Consider the following 19,482-nt stretch of genomic DNA (forward strand, 5'->3'; position numbering starts at 1 on the left):
ACCTTATGGATGTATCATTTCCATGCGGATATTTTGTTAATTAAATCAATACGGATAAACAAATCACACAGCAGTTACTGTGGCAATCCCACCAGCGAATGCCGGCCAATATCCGCGATCGACTTCGCACCGGTCAGGGTCATCGCCACCCGCATCTCTTTTTCAAACAGCTCCAGCAGATTCACCACTCCTGCTTCACCGGCGGTAGCCAGCGCATAGACAAAGGCGCGCCCCAGCAGAACGCTGTCGGCGCCCAGCGCAATCATCCGCACCACGTCGAGACCGCTGCGAATACCGGAGTCCGCCAGTATCGTAATGTCCCCTTTTACCGCATCCGCAATCGCTGGCAACGCACGGGCGGTTGACAGCACGCCGTCCAACTGACGGCCACCGTGGTTCGACACCACAATACCGTCAGCGCCAAATCGCACTGCGTCTTTCGCGTCTTCCGCATCAAGAATGCCCTTGATAATCATCGGCCCCTGCCAGAATTCGCGGATCCACTCGAGATCTTTCCAGCTAATCGACGGGTCAAAATTCGCCCCTAACCAGCCAATATAATCCTCCAGCGTGGTCGGCTGGCCGCGATAAGCGGACACATTGCCAAGATCGTGCGGCTTACCGTGTAAACCGACATCCCACGCCCACTGCGGATGGGTTATCGCCTGTAAGATGCGGCGCGAAGCAGCGTTAGCGCCACTCATCCCGGAATGCGCATCACGGTAGCGCGCGCCCGGCACCGGCATATCGACGGTAAATACCAGCGTTTTCACCCCGGCAGCCTGAGCGCGCTCCAGCGCATTGCGCATAAAGCCACGATCTTTCAGGACATACAGCTGGAACCACATCGGACGGTCGATGGCGGGTGCCACCTCTTCAATCGGACAGACGGAAACCGTGGAGAGCGTAAAAGGAATCCCCTTGCGCGCCGCCGCGCGCGCCGCCTGCACCTCGCCGCGACGCGCATACATCCCGGTCAGGCCGACAGGCGCCAGCACCAGCGGCATCGCCAGTTTTTCGCCAAACAGCGTGGTTTCAAGGCTGAGATCCGCCATATTTTTCAGCACCCGCTGGCGCAGGGCAATATCGGCTAAATCGGCGGTGTTACGCCTGAGGGTGTGTTCACTGTAAGCGCCGCCATCAATGTAATGAAACAGAAATGGCGGCAACCTGCGCCTGGCGGCGGCACGGTAATCCGTAGAAGCAGAAATGATCATCGACTCTCCTGACTATGATGCTAAGCCAGCAAGTGTAGCCGATAAAAACGCTGCCAAATCAAACCTGTGCCGCAACCCGAAAAAAATGCGCCATCGTCTTAGCGACGATTACGCACCAGCTGGTAGCGGCGGGTCAGATACTCCACCGGCGCGCTCCAGATATGCACCAGCCGGCAGAAAGGAAACAGCAGGAACAGTGTCATTCCCAGCACCATATGCACGCGGAATATCCACGCCACACCGTCAAGATGCGCGGAAGCGCCGCCCTGAAAGGTCACCACCGCCTGTGCCCAGCCCACCAGCTTCATCATCTCGCTGCCATCCATATGCTGCGCGGAGAACGGAATGGTCAGCAGGCCAAGGCTCGCCTGGATTACCAGCAGCGTCAGGATACCGATATCGCCAAAACTGCTGGTGGCGCGCACCCGGACATGAGTCAGGCGGCGTTTCAGCAACAGCGCGCCGCCAACCAGCGTCAGCAGCCCACAGAAGCCACCAGCAATCATCGCCAGTTTTTGTTTCACCTCAACCGGCAGAAAAGCTTCATACATCCAGTGGGGCGTCAGCATGCCAACAATATGGCCGAAAAAGATGCCGATAATACCGATGTGGAACAGATTTGACGCCAGCCGCATGCCCTTTTTATCCAGCATCTGGCTGGAACCGGCACGCCAGCTGTATTGGCCGTAGTCATAACGTAGCCAGCTGCCTACCAGAAATACCGTTCCCGCCAGATACGGGTAAATATCAAAAAAGAAGCTTGTGAGAAAATGCATAATCAGCTCCGGGTTCCACGTGTGGTGGCCTGCGCCACGTCAAGATATTGCGGCGCAACTGCAGCGGCGAAACGACGCTGATGCGCCGTCTGCTGCGCGGATGCGCACCCCTGTTCGCCGAGAAACGTCACCTGTTCCTCTTCCCATACTGCATCCAGCGCCTGCGGAGTATCGTCACGCGCTTCGCGGGCGATCTGCGTCTGCAGTGACGCCTGTTCCACTTCGCTGCCGGAGAGAGAGATCAGCGTGGCGAACAGCTGGGCATAATGGTTGTCCCGCTGCTCCAGACGCGCCTTCAGCAGCGCCAGAATCGGCAAAATATCCTGCAGGCCAGTACGGGCGCGCTCATCACTGCCGTGCGCAAGGTATTCGAGGTAAAGCGGTAAAAAATCCGGCAACTCTTTTGCATCCAGCTCCAGTCCGTCAGCGCGATACTGATCCAGCAGATCGACCATCGCCTGGCCGCGATCGCGCGATTCGCCATGCACATGCTCAAACAGCAGCAGCGAGGTGGCGCGGCCACGGTCAAACAACTCGCCGTATTCCGCCTGCCGGTCCAGTAGCGGCCGCGCGCATAAGCCGCTAATAAACTGCATCAGCCGGGCGCTGTGTTGCAGATTCAGTTCGCTGACGCTTTCCAGCGCCTCCAGCAGCTCCTGCCGGTGGTCAAACAGCGCCTGATCCGGGTAATCCAGCAGGCGGGCAATCACACGCAGCGCGATCATGATGCGTCTCCCCGTTTACCGATATCAATGGCATCAATACGGCGGCTGTTAAACAGATTGAATCTGCTGTCGCTGCCGTGGCAGCCGTCGCCAAAACTAAAGCCACAGCCCCGACTTTCCGGGAAGGCTTCACGCGCCAGCTCGCGATGGCTGGAAGGCACCACAAAACGATCTTCGTAGTTGGCAATTGCCAGATAGCGATACATCTCCTGCGCCTGCGCTTCGCTCAGCCCGACCTGCTCCAGTGCGCGGGTATCGCAGACCCCTTCCACGGTTTCCGCACGCTTGTAGTGGCGCATCGCCAGCATCCGTTTTAGCGCCAGCACTACCGGTTCACACTCCCCGGCGGTCAGCAGATTAGCAAGGTACTGCACCGGGATACGCAAGCTCTCCACGTCTGGCAATACGCCGCTGTGCGCCAGCTGACCGGCATCAGCCACCGACTGAATCGGCGATAACGGCGGCACATACCACACCATTGGCAGGGTGCGATATTCCGGGTGTAACGGCAGCGCCAGCTTCCATTCCATTGCCATTTTATATACCGGCGAGCGCTGCGCGGCGTCGATCACGCTCTGCGGCACGCCGTCGGCCAGCGCCTGGGCGATAACCAGCGGATCGTTCGGATCGAGGAAAATATCCCTCTGGCTCTGGTACAGCGCTTTCTCATCTTCCACCGCCGCGGCCTGTTCGATACGGTCGGCGTCGTACAGCAGCACGCCAAGATAGCGAATACGACCGACACAGGTTTCGGAACAGACGGTAGGCTGACCCGCTTCAATCCGCGGATAGCAGAAAATACATTTTTCCGATTTACCGCTTTTCCAGTTGAAGTAGATTTTTTTGTACGGGCAGCCGGTCAGGCACATACGCCAGCCCCGGCATTTATCCTGATCGATCAGCACAATGCCATCTTCGCCACGCTTATAGATGGCGCCGCTGGGACAGGTCGCCACGCAGGCCGGATTAAGACAGTGTTCGCACAGGCGCGGCAGATACATCATAAAAGTGTGTTCAAACTGCCCGTACATCTCCTTCTGGATATTGTCGAAGTTTTTATCCGCGCTGCGTTTGGAAAACTCGCCGCCGAGGATCTCTTCCCAGTTGGGGCCATTTTCGATCTTCTTCATCCGCTGACCGGTGATCAGCGAGCGCGGACGCGCCACCGGCTGATGCTTACCGGCCGGGGCGTTATGCAGATGCTGATAGTCGTAATCGAACGGCTCATAGTAATCATCGAGCGCCGGGACGTCCGGGTTGGCAAAAATCTTCGACAGCACACTGACCCGGTTGCCCATGCGCGGCTCCAGCCTGCCGTTGATTTTGCGGATCCAGCCCCCTTTCCACTTCTGCTGATCTTCCCAGGCGTGCGGATAACCGACGCCAGGCTTGCTTTCGACATTATTAAACCAGGCGTACTCCATCCCTTCGCGGCTGGTCCAGACGTTTTTACAGGTCACCGAACAGGTATGGCAGCCGATACATTTGTCGAGGTTTAACACCATGCCGACTTGCGAGCGAATTTTCATTGGCGTGTCTCCTGCTGGCTGCCCTGGCAATCATCCTGGCCTTCACCATCTAACCAGTTAATCTTGTTCATCTTTCTCACGACGACAAACTCATCGCGGTTTGAGCCAACGGTGCCGTAATAGTTAAAGCCGTAAGAAAGCTGGGCGTAGCCGCCAATCATATGGGTCGGCTTGGGACAGGCGCGCGTCACCGAGTTATGGATGCCGCCGCGCTGGCCGGTAATTTCCGAACCGGGAATATTAATGATGCGTTCCTGGGCGTGATACATCATGGTCATCCCCGCCGGAATACGCTGACTGACCACCGCGCGGGCGCTGAGCGCACCGTTGGCGTTAAAGGCTTCAATCCAGTCGTTATCTTCAATACCCAGCTCACGCGCGTCCTCTTCACTTAGCCAGACAATCGGGCCGCCACGCGACAGGGTCAGCATCAGCAGGTTGTCGCTGTAGGTGGAGTGGATGCCCCACTTCTGATGCGGCGTCAGGAAGTTAAGCGCTTTCTCCGGGTTGCCATTGGGCTTCTGATTCAGCAGCGGTTTCGCCGCGCGGGTATCAATTGGCGGACGGTATACCAGCAGGCTTTCGCCAAAGGCGCGCATCCACGGGTGATCCTGATACAGCTGCTGGCGGCCACTCAGGGTGCGCCACGGGATCAGCTCATGAACGTTGGTATAACAGGCGCTATAGGAGACATGTTCATCTTCCAGACCTGACCAGGTCGGGCTGGAGATTATTTTGCGTGGCTGCGCCTGAATATCGCGGAAACGGATTTTCTCATCTTCTTTGTTCAGCGCCAGATGGCGATGGTCGCGCCCGGTGATGGCGCTTAATGCCTGCCAGGCTTTCACCGCCACCTGACCATTGGTTTCCGGCGCCAGCGACAGAATCACTTCCGCCGCATCAATCGCGCTGTCGATCAACGGACGACCCACCGCCGGACCTTCTGTTTTGACGTAATTCAGTTTCTTCAGGAAATCGACTTCGGTCTGTGTGTTCCAGCTGATGCCTTTACCGCCGTTGCCGGCTTTATCCATTAGTGGACCCAGCGAAGTAAAGCGCTCCCAGGTGGCGGGATAGTCACGTTCCACGGCCAGAATATGCGGCGCGGTTTTTCCCGGAATCAGCGCGCATTCACCTCGCTTCCACTCCTTCACCTCCAGTGGCTGCGCCAGCTCGGCCGCTGAGTCATGCTGAACTGGCAGCGTCACCACATCGGTTTCCACCCCCAGATGGCCAACGCAGAGTTGCGAGAAGGATTTGGCGATACCCTTATAGATTTCCCAGTCGCTTTTCGATTCCCAGGCTGGGTCGACCGCTGCCGACAGCGGATGAATAAACGGATGCATATCCGAGGTATTCATATCGTCTTTTTCATACCAGGTGGCGGTAGGCAATACGATATCTGAATAGAGACAGGTGCTGGACATGCGGAAATCCAGCGTGACCACCAGGTCCAGTTTGCCTTCGCCGCCATTAGTCGCCCACTCCACCTCCTCCGGCATCACGCCGCCCTGCTGGCCGAGATCTTTACCCTGAATGCCGTTCTCGGTTCCCAGCAGATACTTCAGCATATACTCGTGCCCTTTACCGGAGGAGCCGAGCAGGTTAGAACGCCAGATAAACATATTGCGCGGAAAGTTTTTCGCCTCATCCGGCTGCTCTGCAGCAAAACGCAGCGTGCCCTGCTTCAGGCTCTCCACGGTATAGTCGACCACCGATTGTCCGGCTGCGGCCGCCTGCGCCGCCAGATGCAGCGGATTGGTCCCTAACTGCGGCGCGGACGGCAGCCAGCCCATGCGTTCGGAGCGAACATTAAAGTCGATCAGGCTGCCGCTATAGCGGGATTTATCCGCCAGTGGCGACAGCAGATCGGCAGTGGTCACCGTCTCATAGCGCCACTGGCTGGAGTGGTTATAGAAAAACGAGGTGCTGTTCATATGACGCGGCGGACGCTGCCAGTCGAGAGCAAAGGCCAGCGGTGTCCAGCCGGTTTGCGGGCGCAGCTTCTCCTGACCGACATAGTGCGCCCAGCCGCCACCGCTTTGCCCGACGCAGCCGCAGAAGATCAGCATATTGATCAGACCACGGTAGTTCATATCCATGTGATACCAGTGGTTCATACCGGCGCCGACGATAATCATCGAACGGCCATGGGTTTTCTCCGCATTTTCGGCAAATTCACGGGCGATACGGATAATATTCTGGCGCGGTACGCCGGTAATTTTCTCCGCCCATGCCGGACTGTACGCCTTGACATCCTCGTAGCTGCTGGCGCAGCTGGCATCCTCCAGCCCGCGATCCAGGCCATAATTAGCGAGGGTCAGGTCCCAGACGCTGGTGACCAGCGCTTCGCTGCCGTCGGCGAGGGTCAGACGCTTCACCGGCAGACGGTGCAGCAGTACCTCGTCCAGCGCCACGCTGTTGAAGTGTTCACGCTCGCTGCCGCCAAAATAGGGGAAGCCCACATTAGCAACTTCATCATGGCTACCCAGCAGACTAAGTTGCAGCTCCACTTCCTGTTGCGCCCGCCCTTCGCGCTGCTCAAGGTTCCACTTGCCCTTCTCACCCCAGCGGTAGCCAATAGAACCCTGCGGCGCCACCAGCTGACCACTGATCTGGTCGATGGCGACCGTTTTCCACTCGGGATTATTTTGCTGGCCGAGGCCATCAACCAGATCGCTGGCGCGCAGCAGGCGACCTGCGGCGTAATAACCCTCTTCACGCGGCTCCAGCAGCACCAGCATCGGCATATCGGTATAGCGGCGCACATAGTCGCGAAAATAGCTGACCTCACGATCGAGGTGAAACTCTTTCAGCATCACATGGCCCATCGCCAGCGCCAGCGCGCTGTCGGTGCCCTGTTTCGGGCTTAGCCACTGATCACAAAGTTTGGCGACTTCCGCATAATCCGGGGTGATGGCGACAGTTTTGGTGCCTTTGTACCGTACTTCCGTAAAGAAGTGCGCATCCGGGGTGCGCGTCTGCGGCACATTGGATCCCCAGGCGATAATGTAGGACGCGTTATACCAGTCCGCCGATTCAGGCACGTCAGTCTGTTCGCCCCAGGTCATCGGCGAGGCGGGCGGCAGGTCGCAATACCAGTCGTAAAAGCTCAGACAGACGCCGCCAATCAGTGACAGATACCGGGCGCCAGCGGCATAAGAGACCATCGACATCGCCGGAATCGGCGAGAAACCGACGATGCGGTCCGGCCCAAAGGTTTTTGCGGTAAAGATATTCGCCGCCGCAATCAGCTCATTGACTTCCGCCCAGCTGGAGCGCACAAAGCCGCCGCGCCCACGCGCCGCTTTATAACGTTTGCTCTGTTCCGCATCGCCAATAATCGATCCCCAGGCCACCACCGGATCGCTGTGAAGCGCTTTGGCTTCACGCCAGAGTTCAATCAGCACTTTACGCATTAACGGGTATTTCAGCCGGTTGGCGCTGTAGAGATACCAGGAGTAACTGGCGCCGCGCGGACAGCCACGCGGTTCATGATTTGGCAGATCAGGACGGGTGCGCGGATAGTCGGTTTGCTGCGTTTCCCAGGTGACCAGACCATTTTTGACATAAATTTTCCAGCTGCAGGAGCCGGTACAGTTCACCCCGTGGGTGGAGCGCACAATCTTGTCGTGCTGCCAGCGGCTGCGATAGCCATCCTCCCAGTCACGGTTACTGTTTAAGGTCTGGCCATGCTGGCCAGAAAACGGTTCCGCCAGTTGTTTAAAATAGCGAAACCGATCGAGAAACTTGCTCATCCGGCGTTCTCCTGAAGGCTCTGTATAGTTATGGGTAAATCACGACATTGCTTTAACGGGGCAAGCGTACTGAGGTGAAACGGGCAACAACTTGATAACGATCAACTGACAACCACAAAATACCCCGCTTACCGGCGGCTCTACCCCCAAAGTAGTACAGAAGAAAAACATATAACCCCATGAAAGTTATATATAAAATACACTTTATTCGCGAAACCAACGCTTCTGGTGTTAACTCAGCTATTTAGGGGTAGAAAAAGCTAAGCCCAATGCGTTTCAGCAACGGATTGGGCAACCTTGTGTGATTAGCGGGCTGATTTACGGCCATACACCAGCCAGGTGATGGCAATACAGCAGAGATAAAAGGCGAGAAACAGCTTCATCGCCCCGGCAGGCGAACCGGTCAGCGCCAGCGAGAGACCAAAAGTTTGTGGAATAAAGAAGCCGCCTGCCGCGCCAATCGCCGAGATAAAACCCAGCGCTGCGGCGGTATCGGTGATCGCCTCGCGCTGAGCGCTCTCCTCACTGCCGCCTGCGGCTTTTACCCGTTCAAGGGTTTTCTTACGGAAAATCAGCGCAATCATCTGGAAAGTAGAGCCGCTGCCGAGACCGGCTGTCAGGAACAGCACCATAAAGATGCCGTAAAAGGCGATAAAGGATCCCGGCTGGCCGTTGCCCGGTAAAGTGAAAAACAGCAAGCCGCAGAACAGCGCCATCAGGATAAAATTGATCAGCGTAACGCGAATGCCGCCGAAGCGATCCGAAAGCATGCCACCAGCGGAACGCGCCAGTGCACCCAGTAACGGACCGAAAAAGGCATAATGCAGAATCACCACATCAGGAAACTGAGTTTTTGACAGCATGGCAAAACCGGCGGAAAAACCGATAAAAGAGCCGAACGTCGCCAGATAGAGCAGCGCCATCACCCAAAGATGCGGTCGCTTCAGCACCGGCAACTGCTCACGCAGCGAAGATTTCGCGGTCGCCAGATCATTCATGCCAAACCACGCCGCCAGTGTCGCCACCACCAGCAGCGGCACCCACATCCAGGCGGCATTTTCCAGCCACACCGTTTCACCATCGGCAACCACGGTTTGCGAACTGCCGCCAAACACCGCAAACATCGAAAATGAGATAGCCAGCGGCGCAAACAGCTGCATCACGCTGACGCCAAGATTCCCCAGCCCGCCGTTGATGCCGAGCGCTGCGCCCTGCCGGGCTTTGGGAAAGAAGAAACTGATATTGCCCATACTGGAGGCGAAGTTGGCGCCGGCAAATCCGCACAGCAGCGCGATAATCACAAATACGGTAAACGGCGTATCCGGGTTCTGCACCGCAAAGCCCAGCCACAGACAGGGGATCAGCAGAATAGCGGTGCTGAATGCGGTCCAGCGCCGTCCGCCAAAAATCGGGATCACAAACGAGTAAGGCACGCGCAGTAGCGCGCCGGAAACCGACGGCAACGCCGTCAGCAGAAACAGCTGATTGGTGCTAAAGGTAAAACCGACTTTTTTCAGGTTTACCGCGACGGCGCTAAACAGCATCCAGACGCAGAAGGCCAGCAACAAACAGAAAACCGAGATCCACAGATTGCGGCTGGCAATACGTTTACCGCGTTGCTGCCAGAATTCGGCATTTTCAGGCTGCCAGTCGTAAATAACCGAACCGGTTTTTTTAGCGTTAACAGGAGTGGTTTGCGACATAATGCTCTCGTTTGCAGAATAATAATGCTGCCTATCCTGAACACCCGCCACGACGCCAGATTGATGCAAATCAAGCTGAATGCAGTTTAATTTCGTCGTAAAAACTGCCAATACCCGTAATAAGTAGACTGACGTGTCATACTAAAATCTTATGATTCAACAGTCTGTCCATTTTTTTCCTTTATAATCTGCGTGACGAAGCCGCTACTGGCTATTAGGGATTACTCCCTTAGTGGTATAGGGATAAGACGCCAGCCAGGTGAAAATAACCCACACTAACTGAATTGTTAACGGATGCCTCAGCTCCGATTAAAAGGCGTTTGCCATCATGACTAAGCCAACCACTGTACTGTTAATTGACGATCATCCGCTGCTGCGCCATGGCGTGCGACAGCTGATTGCCACCGACCCACGGCTGGAAGTGATCGCCGAAGCCGGTGACGGCGTGCAGGGTATTGCGCTGGCGGAACAATACCGCCCGGATCTGATTCTGCTCGACCTGTATATGCCCGCTCTGCACGGGCTGGATACCCTGATTCAGCTGCGTGAACGCAGCTTCATCGGTCGCATTCTGATATTCAGCGCGTCAGACAAGCAGGAGGATGTGGTGAGTGCCTTCCGGCATGGAGCCGATGGTTATCTGCTGAAAAATATGGCGGGTGACGATTTGCTGAAAAACCTGCATCAGGCGGTCGCCGGTCAGGTGGTGCTGAGTGGATCGCTGACCAACGTATTAGTCGGCAGTCTGCGCAGCGCACGCGGCGCGCCTGAAACCAGCATGCAGCAGCTGACAAGGCGCGAGCGCGATATCCTTAAACTGATCGCTCAGGGCCTGACCAATAAAGCCATTGCCCGCAAACTGGTGATTACCGAAAGCACGGTGAAAGTGCACGTAAAACATCTGCTGAAAAAAATGAAGCTGAAATCGCGCGTCGAAGCAGCGGTGTGGGCACATCACAACGGCAATGAGTGACCCGCCACTGCCGCAGGCGGTTGGGCTGATGAAATATTGCGCACTGTCAGTAGTGCTTGCCAGCTCTGCTCAGTGTGTTAGGGTATAAACAAACCGATAACATATAACCAGGAAGAATAACGGTGAGTCTTACCCGCTAAATGATCACCCCGTAAGACAGCGATCACCCCACATTACCCGCATGATATTTGCTTATAATCAGCGTTACCTCGACCCCCGGCTATCACCGCATACATTTCACTGTCTGCAACTTATTCTGTTGCTGATCAGGCGATCTATCCCGCCACTCCCCATCTTTAATTTTCATTCCCAACAAAACCACAATCCGGGAATATTCCTGCCAATTCAGGCTTAACTTGTGAAAAATAATAAGGTTCTTATTATGCGCACCACTGGAATTAACGCCATCACCCTCGCCATTCTGCTTACCGCTCCGGCCGCTTATGCCGCCGATTTACCCGGAAAAGGGGTAACGGTCAATCCGGTACAAAGCACCCTGCCGGAAGAGTCTTTTCAGACCGAATTAATCAATCAGGCACTGGTAAAACTCGGTTACGACGTACAGCCAACCAAAGAAGTGGATTACAACGTGGCTTACACCGCAATTGCCAAAGGAGACGCCACTTATCTGGCGGTAAACTGGGATCCGCTGCAAAAAGATATGTATGAGACTGCCGGCGGCGACCAGAAATTCTATCGCGAAGGCACCTATATTAGCGGCGCGGCGCAGGGCTATCTGATCGATAAAAAAACCGCTGATAAATATCACATCACCGATATCTCACAGCTGAAAGATCCGAAACTGGCGAAGCTGTTTGATGCCGATGGAGATGGCAAAGCCGATTTGGCTGGCTGTAATCCGGGCTGGGTATGTGGTTCGGTGATCGAGGCGCAGGTGAAAGCCTACGGTCTGAGCAATACCGTGCAGCAGAATCAGGGAAATTATTCGGCAATTATTGCTGACACCTTAACCCGCTATAAATCCGGTCTGCCGGTGCTCTATTTTACCTGGACTCCCTACTGGGTCAGCAATGTATTAAAGCCGGGGAAAGATGTGGTGTGGTTAACCGTACCGTTTTCCGCCACGCCAGGCTCGCAAAAAGATCTCGATACCAAATTACCCAATGGTAAAAATTATGGCTTTATCGCCAATAGCGAGCATGTGGTTGCCAATAAAGCGTGGGCGCAGCAAAACCCGGCAGCCGCGAAATTATTCGCGATTGTGAAACTGCCGCTGGCCGATGTCAATGCGCAGAACCAGCGTATGCATGACGGTGAATCCTCTTCCGAACATATTCAGCAGCATGTCGAAGGCTGGATTAAGGCGCATCAGGCCACTTTTGATGGCTGGGTGAAACAGGCCGCGGCCGCCGCGAAATAAAAATATTAATCCGCGCCGAGGCGCGGATTTTACCCTTCGACGTTAAGCTAAGTCCGCGCCATTACTGGCAATCACTTTCTGATACCAGTAAAACGACTTCTTACGCATCCGGTTTAACGTCCCCTGCCCCTGATCGTCACGATCGACCCAGACAAAGCCGTAACGCTTACTCATTTCACCGGTAGAAGCGGATACCAGATCAATACAACCCCATGAGGTATAGCCGATCACCGGAATGCCGTCTTCAATTGCATCCGCCATCGCTTTGATATGTTCGCGCAGATAACTGATGCGGTAATCGTCGTTGATTTCACCTTGCGGGTTAATTTCATCTTTGGCGCCGAGTCCGTTCTCCACCAGAAACAGCGGCTTCTGATAGCGGTCATACATCATATTCATGGTGATGCGCAGACCCAGCGGATCGATACCCCAGCCCCATTCACTGGCCTGGATATGCGGGTTTTTCAGCGATTTGACGATATTGGCGGCGCTGCTGTTATGTTCATTCATATCCGCTGAAGCGCAACGCGATGCGTAGTAACTGAAGGAGACAAAATCGACGGTGTGCTGAAGGATTTCGTTATCTTCTGGCGCGGTAACCAGCGTCACGCCCTGCTCTTTAAACAGGCGGCGGGTATAGCCCGGATACGCGCCACGTGCCTGCACATCAATAAAGAACAGGTTTTCGCGATCTTTTTCCAGCGCTGCCCAGACATCTTCCGGTTTGCATGACCACGGATAGAAATTACCGCCTGCCAGCATGCAGCCCACCTGATTGTGCGGATTTACCTCATGGGCAATTTTGGTGGCTAAGGCGCTGGCTACCAGCTCATGGTGCGCCGCCTGATATTTTACCTGCTGCTGATTTTCTCCTTCCTCAAATACCAGACCAGCGCCGGAGAACGGGCTGTGCAGCAGGATATTGATCTCATTAAAGGTCAGCCAGTACTTCACCAGCCCGTCAAAAGCTTCAAAGCAGGTGCGGGCATAGCGGGCAAAGAACTCGACCATTTTTCGGTTGCGCCAGGAGCCATATTCGGTCACCAGATGCATCGGCACATCGAAATGGCACAGAGTCACCAGCGGCTCAATATTGTGTTTCTTGCACTCGCTGAACAGTTCGCGATAAAAGGCGATGCCTTCGGCGTTCGGCGTCAGTTCGTCGCCATTAGGATAGATACGGCTCCAGGCGATGGAGGTACGAAATACGGTGAAGCCCATTTCCGCCATCAGCGCGATATCTTCTTTATAACGGTGGTAAAAGTCGATCGCCTGATGGCTGGGATAAAACTCATCCGCCTGCAATGCCACACGCTTCTGCTGACCAATTTTTACCGCCAGACGCTGCGGTCCGTGAGGGATCATATCAACCGTGGTCAGCCCTTTTCCGCCTTCAAAAGCAGCGCCTTCAGCCTGATTTGCGGCCAGTGCGCCGCCCCATAAAAATCCATCGGGAAATGTTGCTGCTGACATAAAGTCCTCTTGTCTCAGTTAACTTTTACGACGTCTGGCGACGCGTTATAGGTTGTGGCCGCTACGCTGTCGCTGGCTGGCTGTTCAACCGGAATATCTTCGAACCCCAGTAATAAGGTGGTAATAAAGGAGAGCACCACCGCCAGGATCATTACCGCAAACACCCAGACGATACTCATCGGATTGGTTGGATCAAAGAACTGCACGCTGGTAAACAGGCCTGGCGACGCCATTGAGTGGCTGGCCAGCCCGCCAATACCGGCGATCGCGCCGCAGATAAAACCACTGATCAGGCAGGCAATCAGCGGACGTTTCAGTCGCAGCGCCACGCCATACAGCGCCGGTTCAGAAATCCCGGCGACAATCGCCGATGCCGCCGCGGCCAGCGCCGTTTGACGCAGTTCCGGGTTTTTGGTGCGCCAGGCTACCGCCAGTGAAGATCCCCCCAGCGACAGGTTGGCGCCGATTTCCGATGGCATAACCATGCCCTCTTTACCGGTTTCGGCAATGGTCTGAATAATGGTTGGGGTAAAAACGCGATGCATACCGGTCATGACCAGCAGTGGCCAGATGGCGCCCATAATCGCCACCGACAACCAGCCAAGATAGCTGTGTACGGTATAGACCAGCGCTGAGATACCGCTGCCGATCCAGATGCCCAGCGGGCCGATAAACATAATCGCAATCGGCGCGGCAATCAGCACGATCAGCATCGGTTTCAGGAAGTTTTTGGTCACTGCTGGCGTGATACGATCCACCCACGTCTCGATATACGACAGCAGCCAGGTCATGCAGAGCGCCGGAATCACGGTATAGGTGTACTTCACCGCCGTAATATCAACACCGATAAATGACACCTGCTGGCCCTGCGCCGCTTTCGCCATCAGGTCGATAAAGTTAGGGTGAACCAGCACGCCGGCAATCGCAATCGCCAGCGACATATTGGTTTTGAATTTCACCGCCGCCGAGGCCGCCACCATCACCGGCAGGAAGAAGAACGCGCCGTCGCCAATCACATTGAGGATAATCAGCGTCGAAGCGCCTTTCTCAAAGATGCCGGTCATATCGAGAATCATCGCCAGCAGTTTGACCATCGAGCCGCCGATAATCGCCGGAATTAACGGTGACATAGTGCCAATCAGCGCATCAAGAATGCCTGCGCCAATGCGTTTCAGGGTGATTTTATTTTTGCCCTGTGCAGCGGTGACACGCTCCGTAACTGCGCCTGCCGGCAGCAGTTTCACCACTTCGGCATACGCTTTTGCAACATTATTGCCAATTATCACCTGGCACTGGTTGTCATTGTGGACGACGCCCATCACCCCTTTGATCGATTTCAGCCGGGCGCTATCCACCGCGCTGTCATCATTCAGCACAAAGCGTAAGCGCGTCATGCAGTGGGTCACCGCAGTGACGTTATCCGCGCCGCCAATGGCATCAACTATCGATTTTGATACTTCAGTAAAATTCTGTGACATCAGTGATGACTCTCTGGTTAGTAGTATCAGCGACCGGAAAACCGCTGCATTGCAGAAATCCTGAGCAACCAGGTAACCGGTTCCACACGAGAATGTTTACAAGCGACAAATAGTTCAAGAAAATTAAAATGATATTTCCATTTTTGTGATAGTGATCGCGATCGGTGCTAACCGGCCCGTTTAATCAACAAATTGCCTGCCGCTTAACCGACTGTAACTTGACTTATTTTGTCAATTTTGTATTTTCAGGACATGAAAACATTTCTGATTATCGTCCCTGAAGGGGGCATGCTATTTGAAGCGGCAGGCATCGCCGATATCCTGATGCAAGCCAACCGCCTGCGCGCGGCGTCGTCACAGCAGCCGCTGTATCAGCTGACGATTGCCACCACCCAACCGCATCATGTGATTCACGGCCAGTCGGGTCTGAATTTGCTGGCGGATAACCGTCTGGCGGAACTCGATCCGACCCAGCCACGCGACACCATTATGATCACCGGCCGCGGCGTCAGCGCTGAGGAAGGCGACGCAGTAGTCGACTGGCTACGTTATGCCGCACCACACGCGCGGCGGGTGGTGTCAGTCTGTGGCGGTGCGATGCTGCTGGCGCAAAGCGGGCTGCTTGACGGACGCAACGCCACCACGCACTGGCGTTTACTGGAGACCCTGCAGGCCAGCTTCCCGCAGGTGAAGGTGGTCAGCGGACCGCTGTATGTGCAGGATGGTGCTTTCTGGACCTCCGGCGGCGTCAGTACCGGCTTTGACCTTACCCTCGCGCTGGTGGAGGAAGATTACGGCTTCAGTCTGGCACGTGATGTGGCTCAGGAGCTGGTGATGTATCTGCGCCGCCCCGGTGGCCAGGCGCAGTTCAGCCGTTTTCTGCTTAATCAGGCGCGCAGGCCCGGCCCGATTAACGATCTGCAGAGCTGGATCCTGGTAAACCTCGCCAGTGACCTGTCAGTGGAAAAACTGGCGGAACGGGTTGCCATGAGCCCACGCAACTTTACCCGTGTCTTCACCCGCGAAACCGGTGCAACGCCGGCCAGATACGTGGCCGAAGCGCGTCTGGCCGCCGCCCGCCAGCGGCTGGAACAGAGCAGCGAAGGACTGGAGCAGGTTGCGAGCGCCAGCGGTTTCGGCAACAGCCTCAATCTGCGACGGGTATTTGAACGTAATCTGCAACTTACGCCAGGAGAATACCGCGAGCGTTTTTGTGAGCGCAGTCTGGCGTAAATTGATTGTTATTTGTCATTTACGCCACACCTTTGTCGGCCTAGATTGATATCAGACAGCTAACAAAGGAGCTCATCATGGTAAAAGTAGGCATCAACGGCTTTGGCCGTATCGGTCGTAATGTGTTGCGCGCCGCACTGGGCCGCGACGACTTCCAGGTAGTGGCGATTAATGACCTGACGGACAGTAAAACCCTCGCCCATCTGCTGAAATATGACTCTCTGCTGGGTAAGCTGCCCGCGCCGGTGGAAGCCGCTGAAGGTCAGCTGGTGGTGGACGGTAAAACTATCCGCGTCTTCTCCGAACGCGATCCGTCACTGATTCCCTGGAGCAGCGTTGGCGTGGAGATCGTGATTGAAGCCACCGGTTTCTTCACCGAGAAAGCGAAAGCCGAAGTGCATATCAGCAAAGGCGGCGCCAAACGGGTGATCATCTCCGCGCCCGGCAAAGATGATGATATTACGGTAGTGATGGGCGTTAACCATCAGCAGTACGACCCGGCGCAGCATCGGGTAGTCAGTAATGGTAGCTGCACAACGAATGGTCTGGCCCCGGCGGCGCAGGTATTGCATCAGGCATTCGGTATTGAACATGGCCTGATGAACACCACTCACGCCTACACCAACAGCCAGGCGCTACATGACCAGCCGGAGAAAGATCTGCGTGGCGCGCGCGCTGCCGCGCTGTCGATTGTGCCCTACTCCAGTGGCGCCGCTAAAGCGCTGGGCAAAGTGATCCCGGATCTGGATGGCCGTCTGACCGGCTATTCGCTGCGCGTTCCGGTGCCGGTAGTGTCGGTTGTCGATCTGACGGTGACTCTGAAACGCGATGTGACAGTGGATGAGGTCAATAACGCCTTCCGCCAGGCAGCTGAATCCGGTCCGTTGCAGGATATTCTTGGCTACAGTGACGAACCGCTGGTTTCCAGCGACTATCGCGGCGACCCGCGTTCATCGATTATTGATGGTCTGTCGACGCTGGTTATCGGTGGCAAAATGGTCAAAATCCTCGCCTGGTATGACAACGAGTGGGGTTTCTCCAATCGCCTGGTTGATCTGGCACTGTGGATGGAAAAACGCGGACTGTAACGCTTGCGGGCGGCGAAAAACGCCGCCCGTTGCCGTGCTGAAATGTGTAGAATAACGCTAATATGAATCAATTCAGGAAGTAGCGATGTCTACCATGCAACAAGTGGCAAAGAAAGCTGGCGTCTCGAAGGCCACGGTCTCGCGTGTACTGTCGGGCAAAGGTTACGTCAGTGAAGCCACTAAACAGCAGGTATTTCAGGCTATTGAAGAGGCTGGCTATCGGCCTAATCTGCTGGCGCGCAATCTGGCCAGCAGTAAATCCCAGTGCATTGGCCTGGTGGTGACCAACACCCTGTATAACGGCAGTTATTTTAATGAGCTGCTGTCGCAGGCAGCGAGAAAGTTAGAAGCCAACGGGCGTCAGCTGATTCTGGTGGATGGTAAACACAGTGCCGCCGAAGAGCAGCAGGCGATTCAGTTTCTGCTCGATTTACGTTGCGATGCCATTATCCTCTATCCGCGCTTTTTAAGCGTTGATGCCCTCGATCTGATTGTCGAACAGCATAAACAGCCAATTATGGTGGTTAACCGTAAGCTGCGTAAGCATCAGAGCCACTGTATCTGCTGCGATCATCAGGGTTCCAGCTATCTCGCCACCCGTTATCTGCTGGAGCATGGTCATCGGCAGATTGCTTTTATTAGCGGTTCACTGGATTCCCCGACCGCCATTGAGCGTCTTAACGGTTACAGGCAGGCGCTAAGCAGCCATTCCATTGCTTTCCAGCCGCTGCTGGTAGCAGAAGGCAAATGGAGTGCGGCCAGCGGCGCGGTGGCCGCCGAAGCGTTACTGGCTACGCAGCACCCCTTTAGCGCGCTGATTGCCAGCAATGATGATATGGCGATTGGCGCAATCAAAGCGCTGAACGCAGCGGACATTAAAGTGCCGGAGCAGGTGTCGGTGCTCGGTTTTGATAATATCCCCAATGCTCCTTTCCTGAATCCGGCGCTCTCCAGCGTAAAAGATCCGGTCAGCGATATGATTAATGAAGTAATCAATCGTCTGATCGCGATGCTGGATGGCGGCTACTTATCCAAAGAGAATATCTTTTTATCGGACCTGATTATCAGGGATTCGGTGATTGACGGGCCCTTTATGCGGCCCGCATAATTTAACTGCCATTGGCGGCCATGCGCTGATTAAGCCGCCGGATATCGCTGGCGTATCTGATGTCATTTAACTTATAGCTGCCATCCGGCTGACAGATCACCGTTTCTACGTAAACGCCGCCCTGTTTTTGATAAATCGCCCGGTATTCCCCCTCGACCACTTTGATATAGCCAGCCTGGTCACCCAGACGCGGGATAATATGGTACTGCTGTTTACAGGAAAAGGTAGTGCGGGTATCGAAGTGATAAAAATAGCCGGTCATGGCATTACCCAGCACCGGCAGTTTAGTGGTAATCAGCAGCAGTAGCGACATGCTAAACAGCAGCGTGGTGACGGTTACGCTATCAAACAGCGCCATCATCGCCTGACGGCGGCTGCGTCTGGCGACGCGCATAAAGGCGCCATGGATTAACAGCACAAAATAGCTTACCGGCGACATCAGCAATAACACCATAATCAGCGAGAACGACCAGCGGGTAAAATTCAGCCGTGCCGGTTCAATATCAAATGCCTCAAGAATAAACTGTGACGAAAGCATATTGGCGAAGAACAATATTGCAGAAAAACAGATCGCCAGTACTTTCCAGCTGCGGGCGCGATATTCTGCACCGATTTGCTGATAGTGCAGAAACCAGAAGTCTACAATTGCCATCACGATGGCAATGCTGGACAGCAATAATAGCGCCCGCGCCGCGGTATTATCCTGCGCCAGAAAAAACAGTATCGCCAGCAGATACAGCATCAGTGAATAGCGTGAAAACTTAATTACGCCGTGCAGGCGCCCCTGTTTATGCAGAAGAAAAAAAGTGGCCAGTTTGTCGGCTTCGCGCTGTTTTCTCTCACCGCTTGCCACCCCATAACTGACAATATAGAGTACCAATATCAGCATGCTGACAAATATTGCGCAGGGAATCAGTTCGTCAGCCGGTGATTTTTGCTGGATGACAATGGCGATAAAAGCCAGTGCATAAATAAATATCGCGGTCCATATCAACAACGGCGGGAAAGATAACGCTTTTTTCACCCGTCACTCCTGTTTT

At 55.0% G+C, this 19,482-nt stretch carries 14 protein-coding genes; 5 read left to right on the forward strand and 9 right to left on the reverse strand.

The genetic code is table 11. The features are described from left to right. Positions 1-74 precede the first annotated feature (74 nt). The 6 genes from lldD to N5923_RS21320 all read right to left on the reverse strand — a co-directional run bounded on the left by lldD (position 75) and on the right by N5923_RS21320 (position 9,708). A complete protein-coding gene (gene lldD / locus N5923_RS21295) occupies positions 75-1,217 on the reverse strand; it encodes an FMN-dependent L-lactate dehydrogenase LldD (protein WP_267144084.1) in 1,143 nt (380 codons plus the stop codon). A 98-nt stretch (positions 1,218-1,315) separates the two neighbouring features. Continuing rightward, positions 1,316-1,993 carry a respiratory nitrate reductase subunit gamma gene (gene narI, locus N5923_RS21300; protein WP_267144083.1) on the reverse strand — a complete coding sequence of 226 codons (678 nt, stop codon included), beginning with the start codon at positions 1,991-1,993 and terminating at the stop codon, positions 1,316-1,318. A gap of 2 nt (positions 1,994-1,995) precedes the next feature. Next, positions 1,996-2,718: a nitrate reductase molybdenum cofactor assembly chaperone gene (gene narJ, locus N5923_RS21305; RefSeq protein ID WP_267144082.1), complete on the reverse strand. Its 723-nt coding sequence runs from the start codon at positions 2,716-2,718 to the stop codon at positions 1,996-1,998. Further along, on the reverse strand, positions 2,715-4,247 hold the full coding sequence (gene narH, locus N5923_RS21310) for a nitrate reductase subunit beta (protein ID WP_267144081.1): 1,533 nt from the start codon (positions 4,245-4,247) through the stop codon (positions 2,715-2,717). The genes narJ and narH overlap by 4 nt, the downstream gene beginning before the upstream one ends. Next, positions 4,244-8,005: a nitrate reductase subunit alpha gene (locus N5923_RS21315; protein ID WP_267144080.1), complete on the reverse strand. Its 3,762-nt coding sequence runs from the start codon at positions 8,003-8,005 to the stop codon at positions 4,244-4,246. Before N5923_RS21315 ends, narH begins: the two co-directional genes overlap by 4 nt. Before the next feature lie 305 nt (positions 8,006-8,310). After that, on the reverse strand, positions 8,311-9,708 hold the full coding sequence (locus tag N5923_RS21320; protein WP_267144079.1) for a NarK family nitrate/nitrite MFS transporter: 1,398 nt from the start codon (positions 9,706-9,708) through the stop codon (positions 8,311-8,313). A 328-nt stretch (positions 9,709-10,036) separates the two neighbouring features. Here N5923_RS21320 and narL point away from each other — a divergent pair, with 328 nt between their 5' ends. Beyond that, positions 10,037-10,681, forward strand: a complete 645-nt coding sequence (gene narL / locus N5923_RS21325; protein ID WP_267144078.1) for a two-component system response regulator NarL — start codon at positions 10,037-10,039, stop codon at positions 10,679-10,681. A gap of 382 nt (positions 10,682-11,063) precedes the next feature. Further along, positions 11,064-12,062 carry a glycine betaine/L-proline ABC transporter substrate-binding protein ProX gene (proX, locus tag N5923_RS21330; protein WP_267144077.1) on the forward strand — a complete coding sequence of 333 codons (999 nt, stop codon included), beginning with the start codon at positions 11,064-11,066 and terminating at the stop codon, positions 12,060-12,062. A 42-nt stretch (positions 12,063-12,104) separates the two neighbouring features. Here proX and N5923_RS21335 read toward each other — a convergent pair whose 3' ends face one another. Both N5923_RS21335 and ascF read right to left on the reverse strand, forming a co-directional pair. After that, entirely contained in the window at positions 12,105-13,535 is a 1,431-nt protein-coding gene (locus tag N5923_RS21335) for a 6-phospho-beta-glucosidase (protein WP_267144076.1), read from the reverse strand. Positions 13,536-13,549: 14 nt separating this feature from the next. Continuing rightward, on the reverse strand, positions 13,550-15,013 hold the full coding sequence (gene ascF / locus N5923_RS21340) for a PTS cellobiose/arbutin/salicin transporter subunit IIBC (protein WP_267144075.1): 1,464 nt from the start codon (positions 15,011-15,013) through the stop codon (positions 13,550-13,552). A 252-nt stretch (positions 15,014-15,265) separates the two neighbouring features. On the opposite strand from ascF, the gene N5923_RS21345 reads away from it, so the two are divergent. From N5923_RS21345 to N5923_RS21355, 3 genes are all read left to right on the forward strand, one after another. Next, the gene (locus N5923_RS21345; RefSeq protein WP_267144074.1) at positions 15,266-16,246 is read left to right on the forward strand and encodes a GlxA family transcriptional regulator; all 981 of its coding nucleotides are present in this window, start codon (positions 15,266-15,268) and stop codon (positions 16,244-16,246) included. 77 nt (positions 16,247-16,323) lie between these two features. Further along, positions 16,324-17,334 carry a type I glyceraldehyde-3-phosphate dehydrogenase gene (gap, locus tag N5923_RS21350; RefSeq protein ID WP_267144073.1) on the forward strand — a complete coding sequence of 337 codons (1,011 nt, stop codon included), beginning with the start codon at positions 16,324-16,326 and terminating at the stop codon, positions 17,332-17,334. Between the two features lie 85 nt (positions 17,335-17,419). Next, the gene (locus N5923_RS21355; RefSeq protein WP_267144072.1) at positions 17,420-18,442 is read left to right on the forward strand and encodes a LacI family DNA-binding transcriptional regulator; all 1,023 of its coding nucleotides are present in this window, start codon (positions 17,420-17,422) and stop codon (positions 18,440-18,442) included. A 1-nt stretch (position 18,443) separates the two neighbouring features. Here N5923_RS21355 and N5923_RS21360 read toward each other — a convergent pair whose 3' ends face one another. After that, positions 18,444-19,466, reverse strand: coding sequence for a hypothetical protein (locus N5923_RS21360; protein WP_267144071.1), 1,023 nt, complete (start codon positions 19,464-19,466; stop codon positions 18,444-18,446). Positions 19,467-19,482 lie beyond the last annotated feature (16 nt).

Origin of the sequence: Winslowiella arboricola (assembly GCF_025527015.1) — a bacterium.
Lineage (GTDB): Bacteria > Pseudomonadota > Gammaproteobacteria > Enterobacterales > Enterobacteriaceae > Erwinia > Erwinia arboricola.

Bases quoted from the DNA above. Each gene is read 5' to 3' on its own strand.
- lldD (WP_267144084.1), bottom strand. From the start codon at position 1,217: ATGATCATTTCTGCTTCTACGGATTACCGTGCCGCCGCCAGGCGCAGG.
- narI (WP_267144083.1), bottom strand. From the start codon at position 1,993: ATGCATTTTCTCACAAGCTTCTTTTTTGATATTTACCCGTATCTGGCG.
- narJ (WP_267144082.1), bottom strand. From the start codon at position 2,718: ATGATCGCGCTGCGTGTGATTGCCCGCCTGCTGGATTACCCGGATCAG.
- narH (WP_267144081.1), bottom strand. From the start codon at position 4,247: ATGAAAATTCGCTCGCAAGTCGGCATGGTGTTAAACCTCGACAAATGT.
- N5923_RS21315 (WP_267144080.1), bottom strand. From the start codon at position 8,005: ATGAGCAAGTTTCTCGATCGGTTTCGCTATTTTAAACAACTGGCGGAA.
- N5923_RS21320 (WP_267144079.1), bottom strand. From the start codon at position 9,708: ATGTCGCAAACCACTCCTGTTAACGCTAAAAAAACCGGTTCGGTTATT.
- narL (WP_267144078.1), top strand. From the start codon at position 10,037: ATGACTAAGCCAACCACTGTACTGTTAATTGACGATCATCCGCTGCTG.
- proX (WP_267144077.1), top strand. From the start codon at position 11,064: ATGCGCACCACTGGAATTAACGCCATCACCCTCGCCATTCTGCTTACC.
- N5923_RS21335 (WP_267144076.1), bottom strand. From the start codon at position 13,535: ATGTCAGCAGCAACATTTCCCGATGGATTTTTATGGGGCGGCGCACTG.
- ascF (WP_267144075.1), bottom strand. From the start codon at position 15,013: ATGTCACAGAATTTTACTGAAGTATCAAAATCGATAGTTGATGCCATT.
- N5923_RS21345 (WP_267144074.1), top strand. From the start codon at position 15,266: ATGAAAACATTTCTGATTATCGTCCCTGAAGGGGGCATGCTATTTGAA.
- gap (WP_267144073.1), top strand. From the start codon at position 16,324: ATGGTAAAAGTAGGCATCAACGGCTTTGGCCGTATCGGTCGTAATGTG.
- N5923_RS21355 (WP_267144072.1), top strand. From the start codon at position 17,420: ATGTCTACCATGCAACAAGTGGCAAAGAAAGCTGGCGTCTCGAAGGCC.